The organism is Streptomyces sp. NPDC048197 (assembly GCF_043202395.1).
Lineage (GTDB): Bacteria > Actinomycetota > Actinomycetes > Streptomycetales > Streptomycetaceae > Streptomyces > Streptomyces siderophoricus.
The window spans coordinates 15,047-33,393 of the sequence record NZ_JBIDAJ010000051.1; the positions used below are offsets into that span (position 1 = coordinate 15,047).

Genomic DNA, 18,347 nt, shown 5'->3' on the forward strand with positions numbered 1-18,347 from the left:
CATCGGTGGCTTAGCGTGGCCGCATGCCTGATCATCGCGGCGACCCCGGCCCCAGGACCGGGGCGGAGAAATGGTCCGCCTTCAAGAGGTCCCCGTTCTTCCCCGCCTGCGTGCTGGTCCTCATCCTCGCCGCGGCCGCCGGCCTCTTCGCCGGCTCGTACACGTACGCCATGGCCAACCCGGCGCCGCGGCACATCCCCACCGCGGTGGTCGGTTCCCCCGCCGCCCCGCAGGTGAGGGCGTTCGCCGAGGGGATGGAGAAGGCGCTGAACGCCACCCTCCGGCTGACCGAGTACCCCTCGAACGGCGCGGCCAGGGCGGCCGTCGACGAGCAGCGGGAGTTCGCGATCCTGCGCGCACACGGGCGCGGCGTCGAACTGGACGTCTCCGCTGCCTCGGGCGCCACGGTGGCCCAGCTGCTGGCCGAATCCGGCGCCGCGGTCGGCCGGGCGACCGGCGTGGACGTCCGCATCCGGGACATCACCCCGCTGCAGAAGGGCGACCCGCGCGGGCTCGCCCTCTTCTACATCTCCCTGGCCGCGGTGATCATCGGCTTCGTCGGCGCGATCCAGCTCAGCGTGCACGCCCGGGCCCTCAATCCGGCCGAGCGGATCGCCTTCACGGTCGGCTACGCGCTGCTCGGCGCGTTCGCCATCGCGGCGGTGGTCGACTGGTGGCTGGGCGCCCTGCGGCTGCCGTTCTTCGAGTCCTGGCTGATCCTGGCCCTGACCATGTTCACCTCCGGCATGGTCTTCACCCTGTTCAACACCCTCATCGGGCGCTGGGCCATGATCCCCACCTGGGGCCTGATGGTGCTGCTGGGCAACCCTTCTTCCGGCGGCGCGGTCTCCTGGCCGCTGCTGCCGTCCGTGCTCGGCCACATCGGCCGCTGGCTCCCGCCGGGCGCCTCGGTCAACGCCCAGCACACCGCGGTCTACTTCGGCGGCCACCAGCACGCCTTCCCGTTCCTCGTGCTGGCCGCCTGGTCGGTGCTCTCCTGCACGGTCTTCTGGGTTTGGCGCCACCGCCACCCCGGCGGCCGCGAGAGCGAGGCGGGCCATGCCGCGGACGGCTGAGCGGCGGATCCCGCCGGGCGGACGAACGACGAAGGCCCCGGTTCGGGGAACCGGGGCCTTCGTCCAAAGGGTGTGGCTGGGGCCGGGGTCGAACCGGCGACCTATCGCTTTTCAGGCGATCGCTCGTACCAACTGAGCTACCCAGCCGCAGCGGTCCTGACGGGATTTGAACCCGCGGCCTCCACCTTGACAGGGTGGCGAGCACTCCAAACTGCTCCACAGGACCTTGCATTGCGTGAAAGCGGCCTGAACCATTCTCACACACGGTGTTGCGTGCCCCCAACGGGATTCGAACCCGTGCTACCGCCTTGAAAGGGCGGCGTCCTGGGCCACTAGACGATGAGGGCTGGTGGCCTCCTTGGCGTCGTTACCGGCGCCGTCGGGGACGTGAGAAGCATATGGGATGGGAGGACCGTTCGCCAAAACGGTTTACCCGGAGCCGTCGGAAGGGGTCCTGGTCGGCCGCGAGAAAGCCCCCGGTGAGCGGCCGGCCGACGGCCCGGGGTGCGGGCCGGACGGGTGAGCGGAGCGGGTCGGCTCCGGCGTGGCGCCGGGCTGGTTCTCCCGCGGGAGGTGGCGGCTGACCTCGGCGCGGGACAGGCCCAGCCCGCCCAGGGTGATCTCGTCCCAGGCCTGCAGCCGCTTGGTCCTGCGGTCCAGATAGAGCACCGACGCCTGGACCGGGGCGGGCTTCTTGTTCTGCACCGCGCGCAGCCCGCCGCCACCCGTGGAGCCCTCGACCATCAGCCGGGTGCCCCGGGGGAGCGTGGTGTTCTCGCGGTGGTGGATGTGGCCGGCCAGTGCCAGCGGGACCAGCCCGTCGGTCTGCGTCGCGGCGGCCGGGTTGTGGGCCAGCGCGAGGTCGACCGGCGTCCCGGCCAGCCGCTCGGTGCGCAGCACGTCGGCGAGCCGGTCCCCGGCGGCGCGCTCGGCGGCGTCCCCGGCCGCCACGACCGAGCGGTCCGGGGTGAACTGAGGGTCGCCGGTGCCTGCGATCCGCACCCCGGCGACCCGGACCACCCGGCCGTTGTCGAGGACGGTGACGTGCCGGCGGCCGGACAGGTACTTCTGCGTGGTGCGCGAATCGTGGTTGCCGCGCACCCACACGTACGGCGCGCCGAGCGTGGACGCCGCGTCGAGGAAGTGGTTCTCGGCGGCCGAGCCGTGGTCCATGGTGTCGCCGGTGTCGACGATCACGTTGATCCGGTACTGCTTCACCAGGGAGGCGATGATCCGCCAGCTGGCCGGGTTCAGGTGGATGTCGGAGACGTGCAGGACGCGGAGGGTGCTGGGGTCGGGCTGGTACGCCGGCAGCGTCGAGGTGGCGTCGTAGAGCTTGGTGACGTTGGTGACCAGCCGGGCCAACTCCTTCTGGTACACGTCGAATTCGCTGACGATGCTGCGCGCGTTGCCGACCACGGACGGGGCCGAGGACAGCAGCCCGGAGAACTTCGGCTCCAGGACCGAGTCAGGGTTCCAGGTGGCGTACGCGGTGCCGGCGGAGGCGCCGAGCAGGGCGAGCGCCAGGCCACCGGCGGCCAGGGCGCGGCGCGGGCGGCGGTAGACGACCAGACCCAGTGCGGTGGCGCCGGCGGCCACGGCGAGGCAGGAGTGCGCCGCCAGCCCGAGGGCGCCGCGGGTGACGTCATGGGTGACCTCGTCCTGCAGGCCGGCGAACCGTTCGGGGTGGGCGACCAGCGCCTGCGAGCGGACCGGGTCCAGCCGGTCGACGTCGACGTCGAGCCGCAGGGGCGCGTAGTGGCTGCTCAGCTCCAGGTCGCCGAGCGGCGCGACGTCGATCCGGGTCCCGCCGGTCAGCGAGGGGCGCAGGGCCATGCTGGTGTCCATCGGGCCGACCGGGGCGTGCACGGTGCCTATGAGGAGCAGCCCCAGCCAGGAACCGAGCGCGCTCACGGCTATCAGGCCGAGCGAACGGGCCGGCGGACGCGGCGGGTCGAGGAGGTCGACGGCGGGTTCAGTACGGCGGAAGCGGGAGGGGCGGCGGACGGCTCCGGGCGGCGCGGATACGCCGGGCGGCCGGTCCCGGCCCGGACGCCACGGCGGGCGGAACGGGCGGGGCAGCCACCGGAGCAGGGGGTTTCGCGGTAGGTCGGGGGCCGATGTCCGGGAGCGCTCAGCACGGGCCATTGGCCCCGTATGCCCGGCAAGGACGGCCGTCAATCAGGGTGCGGCGACTCCGGTGGTGGTGCGGGACGGCGGGCGGGCGGCGACGATCGGAGGCGGGGAAAGGTGGCGGAGAATGGTGGTGTGCTGGAAATGACGCGCGAGGAGTTCGAGGAACTGGTCGCCGAGGCCCTGGACCGGATCCCGCCGGAGCTGACCCGGCTGATGGACAACGTGGCGGTCTTCGTCGAGGACGAACCGCCGGCCGAGGACCCCGAGCTGCTCGGGCTGTACGAGGGGACGCCGCTCACCGACCGCGGTGAGTGGTACGCGGGCGTGCTGCCGGACCGGATCACGATCTACCGGGGGCCCACCCTCCGGATGTGCGCGACGCGTGAGGACGTGGTCGCCGAGGCGGAGGTGACGGTCGTTCACGAGATCGCGCACCACTTCGGCATCGACGACGCCCGGCTGCATTCGCTCGGCTACGGCTGAGCCGCGGCGGCGCCCCGGCGTGATCGGCGGCGCGGGGCGCGTGTCCTCAAGCGGGGGGCGGGAGTTGGGCAGGGCGTCCGTGCCGCCGTCCCTGCGCTCCGGATCCGGAGGTCCCGCCGTGCGCCCGAGCCCCTACCGCCCCTCACCGTCCCCGAAGCCGCCGCCCGCCGCCCCCGCGGCGGCGCGGCCACCGGAGCCACCGGTGCCGTCCTCGCAGCCGCCCGTATCGCAGCCGTACGCCTCCCGGTCGTCCACTGCGCAGCCGTCCGTGCCGCCACCGTCGTCGGCGGGCCGGGCGCTGTCCCGGGTCGCCGTCGCCGCCGTGACCGTCACCGCACTGGCCGCGTCCCTGGCCGGCTGCATGAGCGTCAGCGACCCGGGGCAGCCCAAGCCGTCCGGAGGTGCCGCCCGGCACGACGGCCAGGGCGCGCAGCCCGGCCCCGGCGGACCGACCGCCGACGGGCGCGGCGCCGGAGCGCGGCAACTGGGCCGCAACGGCGAGGCCCGCCCGGCCGGCGGCGACGAGAAGCCGGGAAAGAAGTCCAAGTCCGCGAAGCCGAAGCCCTCCGAGGAGGGGGCGACCCCCGGCCCGGTGCAGCCCTCGGGCCCGGAACCCGGCGCGGGCAACGGCGGCGGCTCCGGCGGGCCTCACGGACCCGCCGTCCCCTCGCCGTCCCACTCCGCCCGGCCGTCCTCCCCGCCCGACACGCCCCCGCCCCCGAGCACCCCCACCGCCGCCCCGACCCCGCCGCCGAGCACCCCCGCACCGCCGCCGACCGCGCAGGCGTCCGGCCCTTCCCCGGTCTCGCCGATGTCGTCGCTGGCCGAGCCGGGGGAGCCGGGGGAGCCAGGGGAGCCGGGCACCATGGACGAGGGGGCTTGAGACGGGCCCTGACCGGCCCTGACGGGGGCTGACGGGACGGGCTGACAGGGGGAGCGGAGGCGGGGCGGCGGCCGTAAAGGCGCGGGGTCGGACCGGGAAGGCGCGAGGCCCGGCCGGAAAGCCCTGGTCAGCGGCTCATTTGCCATCCGGGGGGCGGAGTGCGTATGGTGGTAGATCGTTTGATCCCATTTGCCCGGCGCCAGAAAAGAAGCGCGCCGCGTGGCGCGTTCTCTCCCTTGCCGTGGCTGACCGCATTGAGGCGGTCGTGTGAAACACACGGAGTTTGGGCGCGTGCCGAGACTCCGGAAGGTTTCGCATTTCGCATGTCCATTTCCACTGATCAGTCCGTCATGCCCGCACACGACGAGCAGGACGAGCGTCCGGCCGCCGAGGTGACCGAGGCCACGACCGACGCCGACACCGCTGCCGACGTCCAGGCCGACACCGACACCGAGGCCGACGCCGACGCCATCACCTTCGCCGACCTCGGCCTCCCCGAGGGCGTCGTGCGCAAGCTCGCGCAGAACGGCGTGACGACCCCCTTCCCGATCCAGGCCGCGACCATCCCGGACGCGCTGGCCGGCAAGGACATCCTCGGCCGCGGCCGCACCGGCTCCGGCAAGACCCTCTCCTTCGGTCTGCCCACCCTGGCCCGGCTCGCCGACGGCCGCACCGAGAAGAAGAAGCCGCGCGCCGTCATCCTCACCCCGACCCGTGAGCTGGCCATGCAGGTCGCGGACGCCCTCCAGCCCTACGGCGACGTGCTCGGCCTGAAGATGAAGGTCGTCTGCGGCGGTACGTCCATGGGCAACCAGATCTACGCCCTGGAGCGCGGCGTCGACATCCTCGTCGCCACCCCGGGCCGGCTGCGGGACATCATCAACCGCGGCGCCTGCTCCCTGGAGGACGTCCAGGTCGCCGTCCTCGACGAGGCCGACCAGATGTCCGACCTGGGCTTCCTGCCCGAGGTCACCGAGCTGCTGGACCAGGTGCCCGAGGGCGGCCAGCGGATGCTGTTCTCCGCCACGATGGAGAACGAGATCTCCACCCTGGTCAAGCGCTACCTGACCAACCCGGTCAGCCACGAGGTCGACAGCGCCCAGGGCAACGTCACCACCATGACCCACCACGTCCTGGTCGTGAAGCCGAAGGACAAGGCGCCGGTCACCGCCGCCATCGCCGCCCGCAAGGGCCGCACCATCATCTTCGTCCGCACCCAGCTGGGCGCCGACCGCATCGCCGAGCAGCTCGTCGAGTCCGGCGTGAAGGCCGACGCGCTGCACGGCGGCATGACCCAGGGCGCCCGCACCCGGGTCCTCGCGGACTTCAAGGACGGCTACGTCAACGCGCTGGTCGCCACCGACGTCGCCGCCCGCGGCATCCACGTCGACGGCATCGACCTGGTCCTGAACGTCGACCCGGCCGGTGACCACAAGGACTACCTGCACCGCTCGGGCCGTACCGCCCGCGCCGGCCAGTCCGGCACGGTCGTCTCGCTCTCGCTGCCCCACCAGCGCCGGCAGATCTTCCGCCTGATGGAGGACGCCGGGGTGGACGCCTCCCGGCACATCGTCGGCTCCGGCACCTTCGACGAGGACGTCGCCCGGATCACCGGCGCCCGTTCGCTCACCGAGGTCCAGGCCGAGTCCGCCAACAACTCCGCCAAGCAGGCCGAGCGCGAGGTCGCCCAGCTCACCCGCGAGCTGGAGCGCCTGCAGCGCCGGGCCGCCGAGCTGCGCGAGGACGCCGACCGGCTGACCGCCCGGGCCGCCCGCGAGCGCGGTGAGGACCCGGCCGAGGTGCTGGCCGCCGCCGCGGAGACCGCCGCTGCGGAGGTCGCCGCCGAGGCCGCCGCCGCCGAGCGGAGCGCCGCCGACGAGCGCCGCCCGGCCGCCTCCGACCGTCGCGACGACCGCGGCAACTTCGAGCGCCGGGACCGTCGTGACGACCGTCGCGACGACCGTGGTGGCTTCAACCGGGACGAGCGTTCCGGTGGCCGTTCCTTCGACCGGGACCGTCGTGACGACCGCGGTGGCTTCCGCCGGGACGACCGCGGCGACCGCGCCGGTGGCCGTTCCTTCGACCGCCGCGACGACCGCTCCGGTGGCCGTTCCTTCGACCGCGACCGTCGCGACGACCGCGGTGGCTTCGAGCGCCGGGACCGTCGTGACGACCGCCGTGACGACCGTGGTGGCTTCAACCGGGACGAGCGTTCCGGTGGCCGTTCCTTCGACCGGGACCGTCGTGACGACCGCGGTGGCTTCCGCCGGGACGACCGCGGCGACCGCTCCGGTGCCCGTTCCTTCGACCGCGGCGACCGCGGCTTCAACCGCGACCGCGGCGACCGCCCGAGCCGCCCGTTCCACCGCGACGACCGCTCCGGCGGCTACCGCTCCGGCGGTGGCGACCGGCCCTTCAACCGCGACGACCGCTCCGGCGGCCGCCCCTCCTCCGGTGGCCACCGCTCCGGCGGTGACCGCCCCTACGGCCGCCGTGACGACCACCGTGGCGCCACCGCCGGCTCCTACGGCCGCCGCGAGGACAAGCCGCGCTGGAAGCGCAACGGCTGATCACTGACCGACGCCGCTCACCACCGGGCCCGTACGCACACAAGTGCCGTACGGGCCCGGTGCGTTGTGCGGTCGAGGAGCCCCGCCCAAGGGCCCGCCGCACGGCCCGCGGCACCCCTGTGACCTGGCCGTTCGGTAATGCCTTCGGGTTGCGGCACGTCCTCGGGCTATGCTGCTCGGTGCGGGCCATTAGCTCAATTGGCAGAGCAGTGGACTTTTAATCCATTGGTTCAGGGTTCGAGCCCCTGATGGCCCACCAGAAGGGGAAGGGGAGGGGCTGGTTCCCTCCCCTTCCCTTTTCCCTTGCTTTCTTTCTCCCCTCCTCCTGGTGACACCCGTCGATGGTCCTCCGGGGATCCGTCCGGTGATCCTCCGGGGCCCGTCATGTGATCCGGCGCTGACCCGTCCGGCCCCCGTGGGATCGCCGTGCCTCCCCGGAGCGGACAGCCTTGGGACGTCGAGGTGACGGCCGGCATGCCGGTACTCGTACGGCGGACGGGTGGAGCGGGGAGAGGCCGGTGCGGATGCTGCAGGGCGACGGGCCCTCCACGGGCGACGGGGAGCGCCGGGCGCGCCGGGCCCGGATGTCCCCGCTGGGCCGGAGCCTGGCCTGCTGGCTCCCCGTCGTCCTCATCGTCGGCGGCCTCGCGTTCGACATGGCGACGCCGCCCAGCTACACCGCCGCGCCCTTCTTCTCCGCCGCCCCGCTGGTGGCGGCGCCGCTCCTCTCGCTGCCCGCCACCGCCCTCACGGCCCTGGCCGCCATGGCCGGCGAGTCCCTGGTGGTGACGTACCGCAGTGCCGCCCAGGACACCCACGAGTCGGTGACCGAGATCGCGACCGTCTTCGTGGTCGCCCTGCTGGCGCTCGCCATCAACCGCGTCGTCCGGAGGTCCGACGCCCGTCTGGCCTCCGTACGGGACGTCTCGGAGGCCGCGCAGCGGGCCGTCCTGCCGGCGCCGCCCGAGCGGCTCGGCGGGCTCGCGGTCGCCGCCCGGTACGTGGGCGCGCGGGCGGACGCCCGGATCGGCGGCGATTTCTACGCCGTGCAGGACACCCCGCACGGCGTACGGCTGATCGTCGGTGACGTCCGTGGCAAGGGGCTGGAGGCGGTGGAGGCCGCCGTGGTCGTCATCGGCGCCTTCCGGGAGGCGGCGGAACAGGAGGCCACCTTGGAGGCGGTGGCCGGCCGGCTGGAGCGGGCACTGCAACGGGAGGGCGGGCGGCGCGCGGGGATCGATCAGTACGAGGGGTTCACCACCGCGGTCCTGGCCGAGATCCCGGCCGACGGGCGGCCCGTGCTGCGGGTCCTCAACCGCGGCCATCCAGCGCCTCTGCTGCTGGGCCCGGACGGCGGGTTGTGCGAGCTGATGCCCGTCGTGCCTGCGCTGCCGCTGGGGATGCGCGAGGTGGCGAGCTGGCCGGACCGTTCCGACGAGTCGTTCTTCCCGGCCGGTTCGCTGCTCGTCTTCTTCACGGACGGCGTGACCGAGGCCCGCGACCTGCGCGGCCGCTTCTACGACCCGGCCGACAAGCTCCGCGGCCGGCGCTTCCCGGACCCCGGCAGCCTCCTGGACGCCCTCATCGAGGACGTCGCCCGGCACACGGGCGGGGCCCCCGCGGACGACATGGCCCTGCTGGCGCTGCAGCGGCCGATGGGGGAGTGAGAGCTCGGCGACTCTGCGACTCGGCGACTCGACGATCCGGGCCGGTTCGCGCGGCGCACTTCTACGGCGGGCGGAAGGGCTCACAAGGGTGCGCCAGGGGCCTGGGCCTGGGCCTTGGGCCTGGCCGGGGCCAGCCGCTGCCAGGCCCAAGTCCCGGGGGCCTACTACAGCGGGCGGAAGCTCTGGCCGTGCGGGTCGGTGAGCGCGACCGGGTGCCCGTCCAGGGCGAGGGTCAGCTGCAGCGGGTCGTCCGGGCGTGGGGTGTGGTGCGCGGGCAGGGGGAGCCACGGCAGTACGGAGTGGTGCTCCTGGGAGATCCAGTGCCCGCCGCCGTCCCGCCCGTCGAGGACCGACGGTACGAGCCGGGCGAACTCCTCGCGCCGGGCGTACGGCAGATAGCTCAGCACGGAGGTGTGGAACACGACCAGCGTCGCCCCGGCCGGCGCCTCGGCCGCCAGCGCGGGCAGTTCGTCGATCAGGTCCCCGCGGACGATCCGCGGCCGCGGCACCGCCCGCACCGCGTCCACGGCCGCGGACAGCCGGGCCGCCCGCGCCTCGTCGCCGGGCCATACGAGCGACTGCAGCCAGCGCAGGTCGTCCGGCTCGGCGACCGGGTCGAGCGGTGCGAGATCGATCCCGGCCCGCCAGACGACCTCGGGCAGGCGGGTGGGGAGGTGCGACGCCCCTTGCCCTGCCGGCCCTGCCCCCGCCCCCGGCACTGGCGACGGCACCTGGCAGTGGAAGACCACGGGGCTGTCGGCCGCGCCTACTTCGGCGAGCGGGGCGTGGGCTGCCGGTCCGCCCGCTTCCCCGTACCCGTACTCGTGTCCGTGTCCGTACGCGTACCGATAGCGGTCCGGGTGCAGGCACAGCCCGGCCGAGGTGCCGACCTCCAGGAGGGCCAGCGGCTGGGGCAGCCGGGCGAGCAGCGGCAGCAGCGTGGCGCAGCGGGCCGGTTCGTTGGTCTGGGTGCCGCGGCGCATGATCACGTCCCGCACCTGGTCCCAGTGCCGGATCGTCCATTCGCGCCAGCGCCCGTACGCCGCCGCGCCGCGCGGGCCCTGCTCCGCGTGCGGGCCGTCGAGGTGGCGTACGGCGGCGAGCAGGAGCTGGGGCTGCTGCTTGTTGCCGGCCGGCAGCGAACCCGCCAGCAGCTCGCACAGCTCCTGGTCCTGGCCGATCCGGGCGCTCAACTCCTCGTGGGCGTCGGACCGGCCGCGCGCCTCGCGCCAGGAGAACTCGTGGTACCGCCGCGCCACGTCCTGGGCGTTTCCGGTCGGGATTCCGCCGTGGCCGGGACGGCCGTGACGCCCGGGGCCGGCGTTGCGGAGGCGTTCGGCGGGTCCGGGGCTCTCGGCGTATCCGGGACTTTCGAAGTGTCCGGGGCGCTCGGAGTGTCCGGGGTGCAGGGAGTGTCCAGGGCGCTCGGCGTTGACGACCATGATCCGACGTTACTGTCTTCACGTTCCGTAATGGGCAGGCACCCCTCCGCATAACAACTGACGCACAATCATCGAGAGATCGTTTAGACGCGGCACGGGGCGGTGCGGTCAACTCGCCCGATTTATGGCCATGGTGACCGGAAAACACCACGCCAAAGCTGGTGCGCGAGGCATATGGATTCCCGGGAAGGCTTGGAAAACCGTCGCGATCTCTATTACTGTCCGATAACGCAGCGCGGTCGTCCCAGCCGCCGCAAGAGGCGGCACCGTGCGCCGACGCCGAATCCCGCACGCGCTTTTCACGCACCTCCAGCACCTCGAACTGCACCAAGGGAACCGGGGAACCACCACCTTGGGGTGAATCGGACGCCTTCGCCAGAGGGTGCCCGTAGGAGACCTTCCTGCTCCGAACCCGTCAGCTAACCCGGTAGGCGAGAAGGAAGGAAAGGAGTGCGCCCCCGTGGCGTCCAACAGGCCTGTCCCCGAGGCTCCGTCCGCCTACGACTCCGACGACCGGGGCCCGGGCGCCCCGTATGCCCGGTACGCGTCAGGCGCTCCCAACGCCCCCAACGCCTTCGCGCATCCCGGCGACACCGCAGTCGCCACTGACACTGCTTTCGCCACCGACACTGCTTTTGGCACCGACGCCACTGTCGGTGCCGACACGGCTGTCGTCACCGACACCCGCTGCGCGGCGGCCGGTGAGGCGAACGGTGACGCCGACGGCCAGTGGGAGGAATGGAACCCCACCGAGGAGTCCGTCCGCCCGGTCCGCGGCAAGCACCGGGTGGCCAGGCAGCGCGGCGGTGGACTCGCCCGCGGCGGGACGGTCCTGGGCGTCGGCGTCATCGCGGCGGTCGGCGCGGGCGGGATGGCCACGGCCGAGGGCCGGCCGCCGGTGCCGATCTCGATGCCCGACCTCGGCGGAGTGGCCGACGCCGTCTCCGACCACCTCCCGGACGCCGCCTCCCTGCCCGGCGTCGGCGACCTGATATCCGACGGCGGCTCGCACACCGATGGGGGCGCGCACACCGCTTCCGCCTCCTCCGCCACCACTCCCGCCGACCCGCTCACCGGGAACGCCGGGCCGGGCTCGCCGTCCACCACCGGCACGGGCGCGGACGCGGGCGCGGGCGGGGGCGCCGGATCGAGCACGGGCACGGACTCTGGCTCCGGCTCTGACGCGGGTACGGGCTCGGGCTCTGGCGCGAACGCCGGTGAGGCGCTGCGCAGCCGCATCCTCCAGCAGGCCGACGCCCAGCAGGGCGCCGCCGAGCAGGAGACCCGCGAGGCCGCCGAGCAGGCCGCGATCAAGCAGGCCACCACGGACGCCGCCGCGGACCTGAAGGCCGCCGAGCAGGCCGCGGCCGCCAAGAAGGAGGCAGCGGCCGAGGCCAAGCGCAAGGCCGAGGAGGAGGCCCGCCGTAAGGCCGAGGCCGAACGCCTCGCCAAACTGGCGCAGAGCTTCATCACCCCGGTCTCCTCGTACACCCTCACCGCGAGCTTCGGGCAGGCCGGTGACCGCTGGGTCGCGGACCACACCGGCCAGGACTTCGCCGCCCCGACCGGCACGCCCGTCAAGGCCGTGCACTCCGGCACCATCACCCAGGCCGGCTGGGCCGGTTCGTACGGCTACCGCATCGTCCTGACCCTCGACGACGGCACCGAGCTGTGGTTCTGCCACCTGTCCTCGATGGTCAAGACCTCGGGCAAGGTCAGCACCGGCGACGTCATCGGCCGGGTCGGCGCCACGGGCAACGTCACCGGACCCCACCTCCACCTGGAGGTACGCCCCGGCGCCGGCGACCCGATAGACCCGATGCCCTGGCTGCGCGACCACGGCGTCAACGTCTGAGCACCTGACGGGCGGGGCGGGCGGCCACGGCGCGAAGGTGGCCGCCGCCCGAGGAGCGAGAAGGTCCGAGGAGCGAGAAGGTCCGAGGAACGGGAATAACTCCCGTAAGCGGGAATAGCCACTCGCCCCGCGACGCTGTCATCACCATGAGCGCGACAAGCAACAACTCCCGTACCCCCAGGGCCCTGGGCTCGCTGTCCGTCTCCCCCCTCTCCCTCGGGGGCAACGTCTTCGGCTGGACCGCCGACGAGGCCGAGTCGTTCGCCGTACTGGACGCGTACGTGGCGGGCGGCGGGAACTTCATCGACACCGCCGATGTGTACTCCGCCTGGGTGCCGGGCAACAAGGGCGGCGAATCCGAGACGGTCCTCGGCAACTGGCTGGCCGCGCGCGGCAATCGCGACGACATCGTCATCGCCACCAAGGTCGGCGCGCACCCGGACTACAAGGGTCTGTCCGCCGCCACCATCAAGTCCGCGGTCGAGGAGTCCCTCACCCGGCTCCGCACGGATTACATCGACCTCTACTACACCCACTACGACGACGAGTCCGTCGAGGTCGGTGAGTTCCTGACCGCCCTGGACGACCTCGTCCGGGCCGGCAAGGTCCGCGAGATCGGCGCCTCCAACATCTCCGCGCAGCGCCTGGAGGAGTCCCTCGCCTTCTCCGACCGCGAGGGCGTGGCCCGTTACGTGGCCCTGCAGCCGCACTACAACCTGGTCTCCCGCGACACCTACGAGGGCGAACTCGCCGACGTGGCCGCCCGCAACGGCGTGTCCGCGGTCCCGTACTACGCCCTGGCCTCCGGCTTCCTGACCGGCAAGTACCGGCCGGGTGCGGCGGTCGACAGCGCCCGGTCCGGGAAGGCTGCTCAGTACCTGGCCACCGACCGCGGCCCCCGCGTCCTGGAGGCCCTCGACACGGTCGCCGCCGCCCATGGTGCCGAGCTCGCCACCGTCGCGCTGGCCTGGCTCGCCGCCCAGCCGACGGTCGCCGCCCCGATCGCCAGCGCCCGCACGACCGCCCAGCTCGCCCCCCTCCTGGCCGTCACCGACCTCACCCTCACCGCCCCCGAACTCACCCTGCTCAACGAGGCATCGGTGTAATCCCGGACACGGGCCCGCCCCAAAGGGGAGGAGCGGGGCCCCAGGGCCCCTCTCCTCTCCCACCCGCAGCGCAACGCCGCCGGGCGCACTACCCCCGCCGGTCCACCACCGCCCAGGACGCCAGCGCCACCCCGCCCGCCACCGCGAATACCGAAGGCCAGGCCCCGATCTTCTTGGCCAACGGATGCGACCCCACAAACGCCGCCACATAGGCCCCACTCAGCGCCGCCGCCGTCTTACCACCGGCCTTGCGCTGCCACTCCCGAGCCGCCACCGCCCCCGCCGCAGCCAACGCCACACCCCCCAACGGCCGCTTCTTCGTCCACCGAGCCACCCCATAACCCCCGAGCAACCCACTCGCCGCCACCACACTGCTCGGAACGCCGGCCATGTCCACTCCACTCCTCAGAAGAGACACCAGACAAACCACAGAAGAAACAACTCCTGTGAGCCTACGCCCGGGAATGCTGCACCGACTGATGACGTAGTGATCAAGCACTTGGCAGTATGCGTGCATGGCGAAGAAGAACGCGGCGAACCCCGTGAAGTTCGGTACCCCACCGGGTGTCCACGAAGGTCAGCACTTCAAGGGGCATGCCGAGTTGCACGAGAAAGGGGTGCACCGGCAAAGCGGATTGGGGATCTCCGGAACCGCTCACCAGGGCGTCGACTCCATCGTTCTCTCCGGCGGTTACCTCGACGACGTCTACGGCGAGTCCGAGATCGTCTACACCGGCGAGGGCGGGCGCGACCGCACGACTCAGCGCATGGTGGCCGATCAGACGATGGACTCACGCGGTAACGCCGGATTGTTGCTGAACCAGGCGCTGGGGAATCCGGTACGCGTCATTCGCGGTTTGGACATCAAGCGACAGAAGGCCACCGGTGGCTATGAGTACTGCGGCCTCTTCCGAGTCGCGGAGAGCTGGACCACGATCGGTAAGGAAGGCTTCCGCATTTGTCAGTTCCGGCTCCTCAAGCTGGCACCCGGCGAATCACCGAAGCCGCAACCCGTGGCACCGGACGGTGAGAAGAAGACCGACCTGGAAGAGCAATTTCGCCGAACCGTCGCCTACGAACGACTCATACGTGACTCGGCCGTCGTACGCGAGGTCAAGCGGATGTACGACAACACCTGCCAGGCGTGTGGACTGCGGCTCGTAGTGTCACCCGAGGGCGAGGCCATCAGCGAAGCCGCGCACATCCAAGCCCTGGGCAAGCCGCACAACGGGCCCGACGCGGTGGACAACGTGCTGTGCCTCTGCCCGAACTGCCATGCCCTCTTCGACCGGGGTGCCCTTCAGCTGACCGATGCCTATGAGGTGATCGACGGGCTGACGCAGAAGCTCGTTCGTGCGCTGACGCGGGTCAAGGAGCACCAGATACGGGTCGACTGCATCCGCCAGCATCGGTCACGTTGGGCGGACCGTCCGTACGACGGCTAGTCCGCAACGCACACGTCAACGCCGGCCGTCCCCACCTCTCGTACTGCCTGACCCGTTGCAGCAAGTACTGCTCGCGGGTGCTGAAGTCCGGGTCGGGGCCTCTGAGGTGGGCGCGGCGGCGGTGGAAGGAGAGGGCGGTGGCGGCGGTGGTGTAGGCGGTGACGGCGCGGGCGGCGGCGGGGCCCTCGGTGCGGCGGGCGATGTCGCGGGCCAGGGCGCGGGTCTTGAGGGAGGCGAGGGCGTCCGGTTCGGCGGGGGTGAGCCAGCCGGCCGTGATGTAGGGGGCGAGGTAGCCGGGGAGGGAGAGGAGCTCCTGTTTGCGGGCCCAGACGGCCAGGGCCGTCAGGGCGAGGAAGACGGGGACCATGAAGAGCCCGTAGACGAGGAGGAAGCCGACGTCGCCGAGGGAGGAGGCGGCGTTCCAGATGGCGTGCAGGAGGACGGCGGTCAGCAGGCCGAGGGCGGCGAGCGCGATACGGGCGGCGCGGCGGCGGGGGTAGCGGGTGGCGGCTATGCCGAAGGCGAGACCGGTGAGGATGGTGAAGAGGGGGTGGGCGAAGGGGGAGATGATGATGCGGACGAAGAAGGTGCCCACGGTGAGTGAGTCCAGTCCGGTGTGGCCCATGGACTGGTCCTCGCCGAAGGCATTGCCCAGATAGACGATGTTCTCGGTGAAGGCGAATCCGGTGGCGGTGATGCCGGCGATCACGATGCCGTCCGTGATGCCGTCGAAGTCGCGTCGGCGGAAGCGGTAGAGGAGCAGTACGGCGGCGGCCTTCACCGTCTCCTCGACGACCGGGGCGATCGCCGTCGCACCCCAGGTCTCGGCCTCGGAGGGCGAGGCGGACGCGATGTTGGCGGCGAGCCAGTCGGTGGCGAAGCCGTTGGTGACCAGCGCCACCAGGGCCGCGGCACACGCCCCCCAGGAGAACGCGAACGCGAGGTTCTGCCGGGGCTCCGGCTCGATGCGGTCGAGCCAGCGGAACGCCGCGACCAGCAGCGGCACCGGAAAGACGGCAAGGCCCAGCCCCACGAGCAGGCCCTCGGTACCGGTCTCCCGGCGGACCATTCCGACGATGATCACGCCGGAGAGCGCGAGCAGGCAGACGAGCACGGATATCAGCGCGGTAGCGCGGAGCGTCGTACGGCGGGTCCTGTCGTGAGGCATATCGCGGGTGCTGTGGCGTGGCATACCGAGGGTCCCGTCGTGAGGCTTACCGCGGCTCGTCTCACAGGGGCCGCCCCGGGGCGTACGGCGGAGCGGGCCGCGCCGGAGGGCTCTCCGGCGCGGCTGCGGCGGTGGCGGAACGGGCGGGTGCACCCCTCGACCGTAACGAGCGGCGGTCGCCCTACGCGCCGCGGCGGCGGAACAGCAGGTCGTGGACGGTGTGCCCCTTGTCCAGGCCCTGGCCCTCGAACTTCGTGAGGGGCCGGAAGTCGGGACGCGGCGCGAAGCCGGGGTGGAGGTTCTCCAGCGTCGGCTCGGCGGAGAGCACCTCAAGCATCTGCTCGGCGTACGGCTCCCAGTCGGTCGCGCAGTGCACCAGCGCGCCGGGCGCGAGCCGGGTCGTCGCCAGGGCGACGAATTCCGGCTGGATCAGGCGCCGCTTGTGGTGGCGCTTCTTGGGCCACGGGTCGGGGAAGTAGACGCGCAGCCCGGCGAGGGAGCCCGGCGCCAGCATTTCGCGCAGCAGGATGATCGCGTCGCCGTTGGCCACCCGGATGTTGGACAGCCCGTTCCGATCCGCGAGACCGAGCAGATTGCCTTGGCCGGGGGTGTGCACGTCGCAGGCGAGGATGCCGGTGGCCGGGTCGGCGGCGGCCATCTGTGCCGTGGCCTCGCCCATCCCGAAACCGATCTCCAGCACGACCGGCAGACCGCCGAAGAACGCGTCGAGGTCCAGCCGCGACAGCCCGTCGATGTCCAGGCCCCACGTCGGCCACAGCCGGCGCAGCGCATCGGCCTGCGAGGGCGACACCCGGCTGCGGCGGGGCTGGAACGAACGGATCCGCCGCTCGTGGTGCGACCCCGCGGGGTCGGCCGCGGGCCCGGTGCCGTCGGGGAACATCGGCTCGCCACGACGCGGCGCCGGCGCGGTACGCCGACCGTCGGCCACGGCTTCCACAGCGTCTGCTGCCACGGCGTCGGTCACGGGGGCGGGGGAGGGGGTGCGGTTCTCGGACACAGTGGGTTCGATTCTACGGGGGTGGCGTGCGGGCTCCGGATCGACGGAGCCAGGGGGCGCCTCCCCGGCCTGATCGAGGCGACACCCCTAGCTCCGGGCCGCCTCGAGCACCCCCAGCGCCCTGCGGGCCACCTCGCGGCCGATGGGGAGGGAGGCGGTGGCGGCGGGGGACGGGGCGTTGAGGACGTGGATCATGCCGGGGGATTCGGAGAAGAGGAAGTCGTCGACGAGGGTGCCGTCGGGGAGGACGGCCTGGGCGCGGACGCCGGCCGGGGACGGGAGGAGGTCCTCCTCGCGGGCGGCGGGGAGGAGGCGGCGGACGGCGTCGGTGAAGGCGCGGCGGGAGAGGGAGCGGTGCAGCTCGCCGGCGCCGTAGCGCCAGTGGCGGCGGGCGATCCGCCAGGAGCCGGGGTAGGCGAGGGTGCCGGCCAGCTCGCCGGGGCGGACCGTGCGCCAGTCGTAGCCCTCGCGGGCCAGGGCGGGGACGGCGTTCGGGCCGATGTGGACGGCGCCGTCGATGCCGCGGGTGAGGTGGACGCCCAGGAAGGGGAAGGCGGGGTCGGGGACCGGGTAGACCAGGCCGCGGACGAGGGCGGCGCGCTCCGGGGCGAGGGTGAAGTACTCACCGCGGAAGGGGACGATCCGCATCCCTGGGGCATCGCCGGCCAGCCGGGCGATCCGGTCGCAGTGCAGACCGGCGCAGTTGATCAGGGCGCGGGCGCGGTGGACCGTGCCGTCGGCCGTACGGACCGCCACCCGGCCGGGGCGGCGGCCGATCACCGTCACGTCGGAGCCGTAGACGATCCGGGCGCCGGCGTCCGAGGCGAGCGCGCCGAACCGGCGGGCGACCGCGCCGAAGTCGCAGATGCCGGTCGTGCCGACATGGATGGCGGCCAGGCCGCGGACCTCGGGTTCGTACTCCGCTATCTGGGCCGGGCCCAGCTCGCGGACCGGCAGGCCGTGCTCGCGGCCGCGCTGGATCAGGCCGTGCAGCCGGGGCAGCTCACTGCGGTCGGTGGCGACGATCAGCTTGCCGGTGACCTCATGCGGAATGTCGTGTTCGGTGCAGAATTTCACCATCTCCGCGGAGCCCTGGAGCGCGAAGCGGGCCTTGAGCGAGCCGGGCGGGTAGTAGATGCCGCTGTGGATCACTCCGCTGTTGCGCCCGGTCTGATGCCGGGCCGGGCCCTGCTCCTTCTCCAGCACCACGACGCGCGTGCCCGGCGCGGCGCGCGTGATCGCATACGCCGTTGAGAGCCCGATGATGCCGGCACCGATCACCAGCACGTCGCAGTCGTACGACGACACTGCACCTCCCCTACCGCATGCCCAACCGCATGACCGCAGGCCCGACCGTCACCGCGGGCCCGCGCGCCATCCCGACGACGTATCCCATCATGACGGCCGGCACTGACAATCCCGTCGGCATTTCCCCCGGCAGGCTCGACCGGCACGCTCGATCGTCGATCGTCGATCGGCAGGCTCGGTGGGCAGGCTC

General features: G+C 72.7%; 15 protein-coding genes, 4 tRNA genes and 1 riboswitch. Of the genes, 9 read left to right on the top strand and 10 right to left on the bottom strand.

Annotation, left to right across the window (positions count from 1 at the left end; all coding sequences use genetic code 11):
* Positions 1 to 23: 23 nt before the first annotated feature.
* Complete coding sequence (locus ACGF4C_RS36555) at positions 24 to 1,076, top strand: ABC transporter permease (RefSeq protein ID WP_393572508.1); 1,053 nt, start codon at positions 24 to 26, stop codon at positions 1,074 to 1,076.
* Between the two features lie 73 nt (positions 1,077 to 1,149).
* Here ACGF4C_RS36555 and ACGF4C_RS36560 read toward each other — a convergent pair.
* The 4 genes from ACGF4C_RS36560 to ACGF4C_RS36575 all read right to left on the bottom strand — a co-directional run bounded on the left by ACGF4C_RS36560 (position 1,150) and on the right by ACGF4C_RS36575 (position 3,224).
* Positions 1,150 to 1,223: transfer RNA gene (locus ACGF4C_RS36560), tRNA-Phe, on the bottom strand.
* A 4-nt stretch (positions 1,224 to 1,227) separates the two neighbouring features.
* Positions 1,228 to 1,302, bottom strand: a tRNA-Asp gene (locus ACGF4C_RS36565).
* A gap of 48 nt (positions 1,303 to 1,350) precedes the next feature.
* A tRNA-Glu gene (locus ACGF4C_RS36570) sits at positions 1,351 to 1,423 on the bottom strand.
* Positions 1,424 to 1,505: 82 nt separating this feature from the next.
* Positions 1,506 to 3,224: a metallophosphoesterase gene (locus tag ACGF4C_RS36575; protein ID WP_393572510.1), complete on the bottom strand. Its 1,719-nt coding sequence runs from the start codon at positions 3,222 to 3,224 to the stop codon at positions 1,506 to 1,508.
* 120 nt (positions 3,225 to 3,344) lie between these two features.
* On the opposite strand from ACGF4C_RS36575, the gene ACGF4C_RS36580 reads away from it, so the two are divergent.
* The gene (locus ACGF4C_RS36580) at positions 3,345 to 3,695 is read left to right on the top strand and encodes a metallopeptidase family protein (RefSeq protein ID WP_030416647.1); all 351 of its coding nucleotides are present in this window, start codon (positions 3,345 to 3,347) and stop codon (positions 3,693 to 3,695) included.
* 132 nt (positions 3,696 to 3,827) lie between these two features.
* Here the strand turns inward: ACGF4C_RS36580 and ACGF4C_RS36585 are convergent, their stop codons facing one another.
* Positions 3,828 to 4,028, bottom strand: a complete 201-nt coding sequence (locus ACGF4C_RS36585; protein WP_393572512.1) for a hypothetical protein — start codon at positions 4,026 to 4,028, stop codon at positions 3,828 to 3,830.
* Here ACGF4C_RS36585 and ACGF4C_RS36590 point away from each other — a divergent pair.
* The 4 genes from ACGF4C_RS36590 (at position 4,018) to ACGF4C_RS36605 (ending at position 8,815) form a co-directional block, all read left to right on the top strand.
* Positions 4,018 to 4,578: a hypothetical protein gene (locus tag ACGF4C_RS36590; RefSeq protein WP_393572514.1), complete on the top strand. Its 561-nt coding sequence runs from the start codon at positions 4,018 to 4,020 to the stop codon at positions 4,576 to 4,578. The genes ACGF4C_RS36585 and ACGF4C_RS36590 overlap by 11 nt on opposite strands.
* 323 nt (positions 4,579 to 4,901) lie before the next feature.
* Positions 4,902 to 7,148 carry a DEAD/DEAH box helicase gene (locus ACGF4C_RS36595; RefSeq protein WP_393572516.1) on the top strand — a complete coding sequence of 749 codons (2,247 nt, stop codon included), beginning with the start codon at positions 4,902 to 4,904 and terminating at the stop codon, positions 7,146 to 7,148.
* Positions 7,149 to 7,331: 183 nt separating this feature from the next.
* Positions 7,332 to 7,407: transfer RNA gene (locus ACGF4C_RS36600), tRNA-Lys, on the top strand.
* Positions 7,408 to 7,672: 265 nt separating this feature from the next.
* Complete coding sequence (locus ACGF4C_RS36605) at positions 7,673 to 8,815, top strand: PP2C family protein-serine/threonine phosphatase (RefSeq protein ID WP_393572542.1); 1,143 nt, start codon at positions 7,673 to 7,675, stop codon at positions 8,813 to 8,815.
* A gap of 164 nt (positions 8,816 to 8,979) precedes the next feature.
* Here the strand turns inward: ACGF4C_RS36605 and ACGF4C_RS36610 are convergent, their stop codons facing one another.
* A complete protein-coding gene (locus tag ACGF4C_RS36610) occupies positions 8,980 to 10,257 on the bottom strand; it encodes a DUF2332 domain-containing protein (protein ID WP_393572518.1) in 1,278 nt (425 codons plus the stop codon).
* A 294-nt stretch (positions 10,258 to 10,551) separates the two neighbouring features.
* Positions 10,552 to 10,706: riboswitch (cyclic di-AMP (ydaO/yuaA leader) on the top strand.
* Between the two features lie 11 nt (positions 10,707 to 10,717).
* Here ACGF4C_RS36610 and ACGF4C_RS36615 point away from each other — a divergent pair.
* Both ACGF4C_RS36615 and ACGF4C_RS36620 read left to right on the top strand, forming a co-directional pair.
* Entirely contained in the window at positions 10,718 to 12,112 is a 1,395-nt protein-coding gene (locus ACGF4C_RS36615) for a M23 family metallopeptidase (protein WP_393572520.1), read from the top strand.
* A 146-nt stretch (positions 12,113 to 12,258) separates the two neighbouring features.
* A complete protein-coding gene (locus ACGF4C_RS36620) occupies positions 12,259 to 13,218 on the top strand; it encodes an aldo/keto reductase (protein ID WP_393572522.1) in 960 nt (319 codons plus the stop codon).
* Between the two features lie 88 nt (positions 13,219 to 13,306).
* Here ACGF4C_RS36620 and ACGF4C_RS36625 read toward each other — a convergent pair whose 3' ends face one another.
* A complete protein-coding gene (locus tag ACGF4C_RS36625; protein ID WP_030415925.1) occupies positions 13,307 to 13,609 on the bottom strand; it encodes a hypothetical protein in 303 nt (100 codons plus the stop codon).
* A gap of 124 nt (positions 13,610 to 13,733) precedes the next feature.
* Here ACGF4C_RS36625 and ACGF4C_RS36630 point away from each other — a divergent pair, with 124 nt between their 5' ends.
* Positions 13,734 to 14,663: a YDG/SRA domain-containing protein gene (locus tag ACGF4C_RS36630; protein WP_393572524.1), complete on the top strand. Its 930-nt coding sequence runs from the start codon at positions 13,734 to 13,736 to the stop codon at positions 14,661 to 14,663.
* Here ACGF4C_RS36630 and ACGF4C_RS36635 read toward each other — a convergent pair.
* The 3 genes from ACGF4C_RS36635 to lhgO form a co-directional block, all read right to left on the bottom strand.
* Positions 14,587 to 15,831, bottom strand: coding sequence for a PrsW family intramembrane metalloprotease (locus ACGF4C_RS36635; RefSeq protein WP_393572526.1), 1,245 nt, complete (start codon positions 15,829 to 15,831; stop codon positions 14,587 to 14,589). The genes ACGF4C_RS36630 and ACGF4C_RS36635 overlap by 77 nt on opposite strands.
* Positions 15,832 to 16,012: 181 nt before the next feature.
* Positions 16,013 to 16,732, bottom strand: coding sequence for a tRNA (guanosine(46)-N7)-methyltransferase TrmB (trmB, locus tag ACGF4C_RS36640; RefSeq protein ID WP_393572544.1), 720 nt, complete (start codon positions 16,730 to 16,732; stop codon positions 16,013 to 16,015).
* A gap of 204 nt (positions 16,733 to 16,936) precedes the next feature.
* Positions 16,937 to 18,157, bottom strand: a complete 1,221-nt coding sequence (gene lhgO, locus ACGF4C_RS36645; RefSeq protein WP_393572528.1) for an L-2-hydroxyglutarate oxidase — start codon at positions 18,155 to 18,157, stop codon at positions 16,937 to 16,939.
* Positions 18,158 to 18,347 lie beyond the last annotated feature (190 nt).

Excerpts from the sequence above, each read along its gene's own strand:
- ACGF4C_RS36630 (WP_393572524.1), top strand. The coding sequence starts at position 13,734 with ATGGCGAAGAAGAACGCGGCGAACCCCGTGAAGTTCGGTACCCCACCG.
- trmB (WP_393572544.1), bottom strand. The coding sequence starts at position 16,732 with ATGTTCCCCGACGGCACCGGGCCCGCGGCCGACCCCGCGGGGTCGCAC.
- ACGF4C_RS36595 (WP_393572516.1), top strand. The coding sequence starts at position 4,902 with ATGTCCATTTCCACTGATCAGTCCGTCATGCCCGCACACGACGAGCAG.
- ACGF4C_RS36620 (WP_393572522.1), top strand. The coding sequence starts at position 12,259 with ATGAGCGCGACAAGCAACAACTCCCGTACCCCCAGGGCCCTGGGCTCG.
- ACGF4C_RS36625 (WP_030415925.1), bottom strand. The coding sequence starts at position 13,609 with ATGGCCGGCGTTCCGAGCAGTGTGGTGGCGGCGAGTGGGTTGCTCGGG.
- ACGF4C_RS36575 (WP_393572510.1), bottom strand. The coding sequence starts at position 3,224 with ATGGCCCGTGCTGAGCGCTCCCGGACATCGGCCCCCGACCTACCGCGA.
- ACGF4C_RS36610 (WP_393572518.1), bottom strand. The coding sequence starts at position 10,257 with ATGGTCGTCAACGCCGAGCGCCCTGGACACTCCCTGCACCCCGGACAC.
- ACGF4C_RS36605 (WP_393572542.1), top strand. The coding sequence starts at position 7,673 with ATGCTGCAGGGCGACGGGCCCTCCACGGGCGACGGGGAGCGCCGGGCG.
- ACGF4C_RS36635 (WP_393572526.1), bottom strand. The coding sequence starts at position 15,831 with ATGCCTCACGACAGGACCCGCCGTACGACGCTCCGCGCTACCGCGCTG.
- ACGF4C_RS36555 (WP_393572508.1), top strand. The coding sequence starts at position 24 with ATGCCTGATCATCGCGGCGACCCCGGCCCCAGGACCGGGGCGGAGAAA.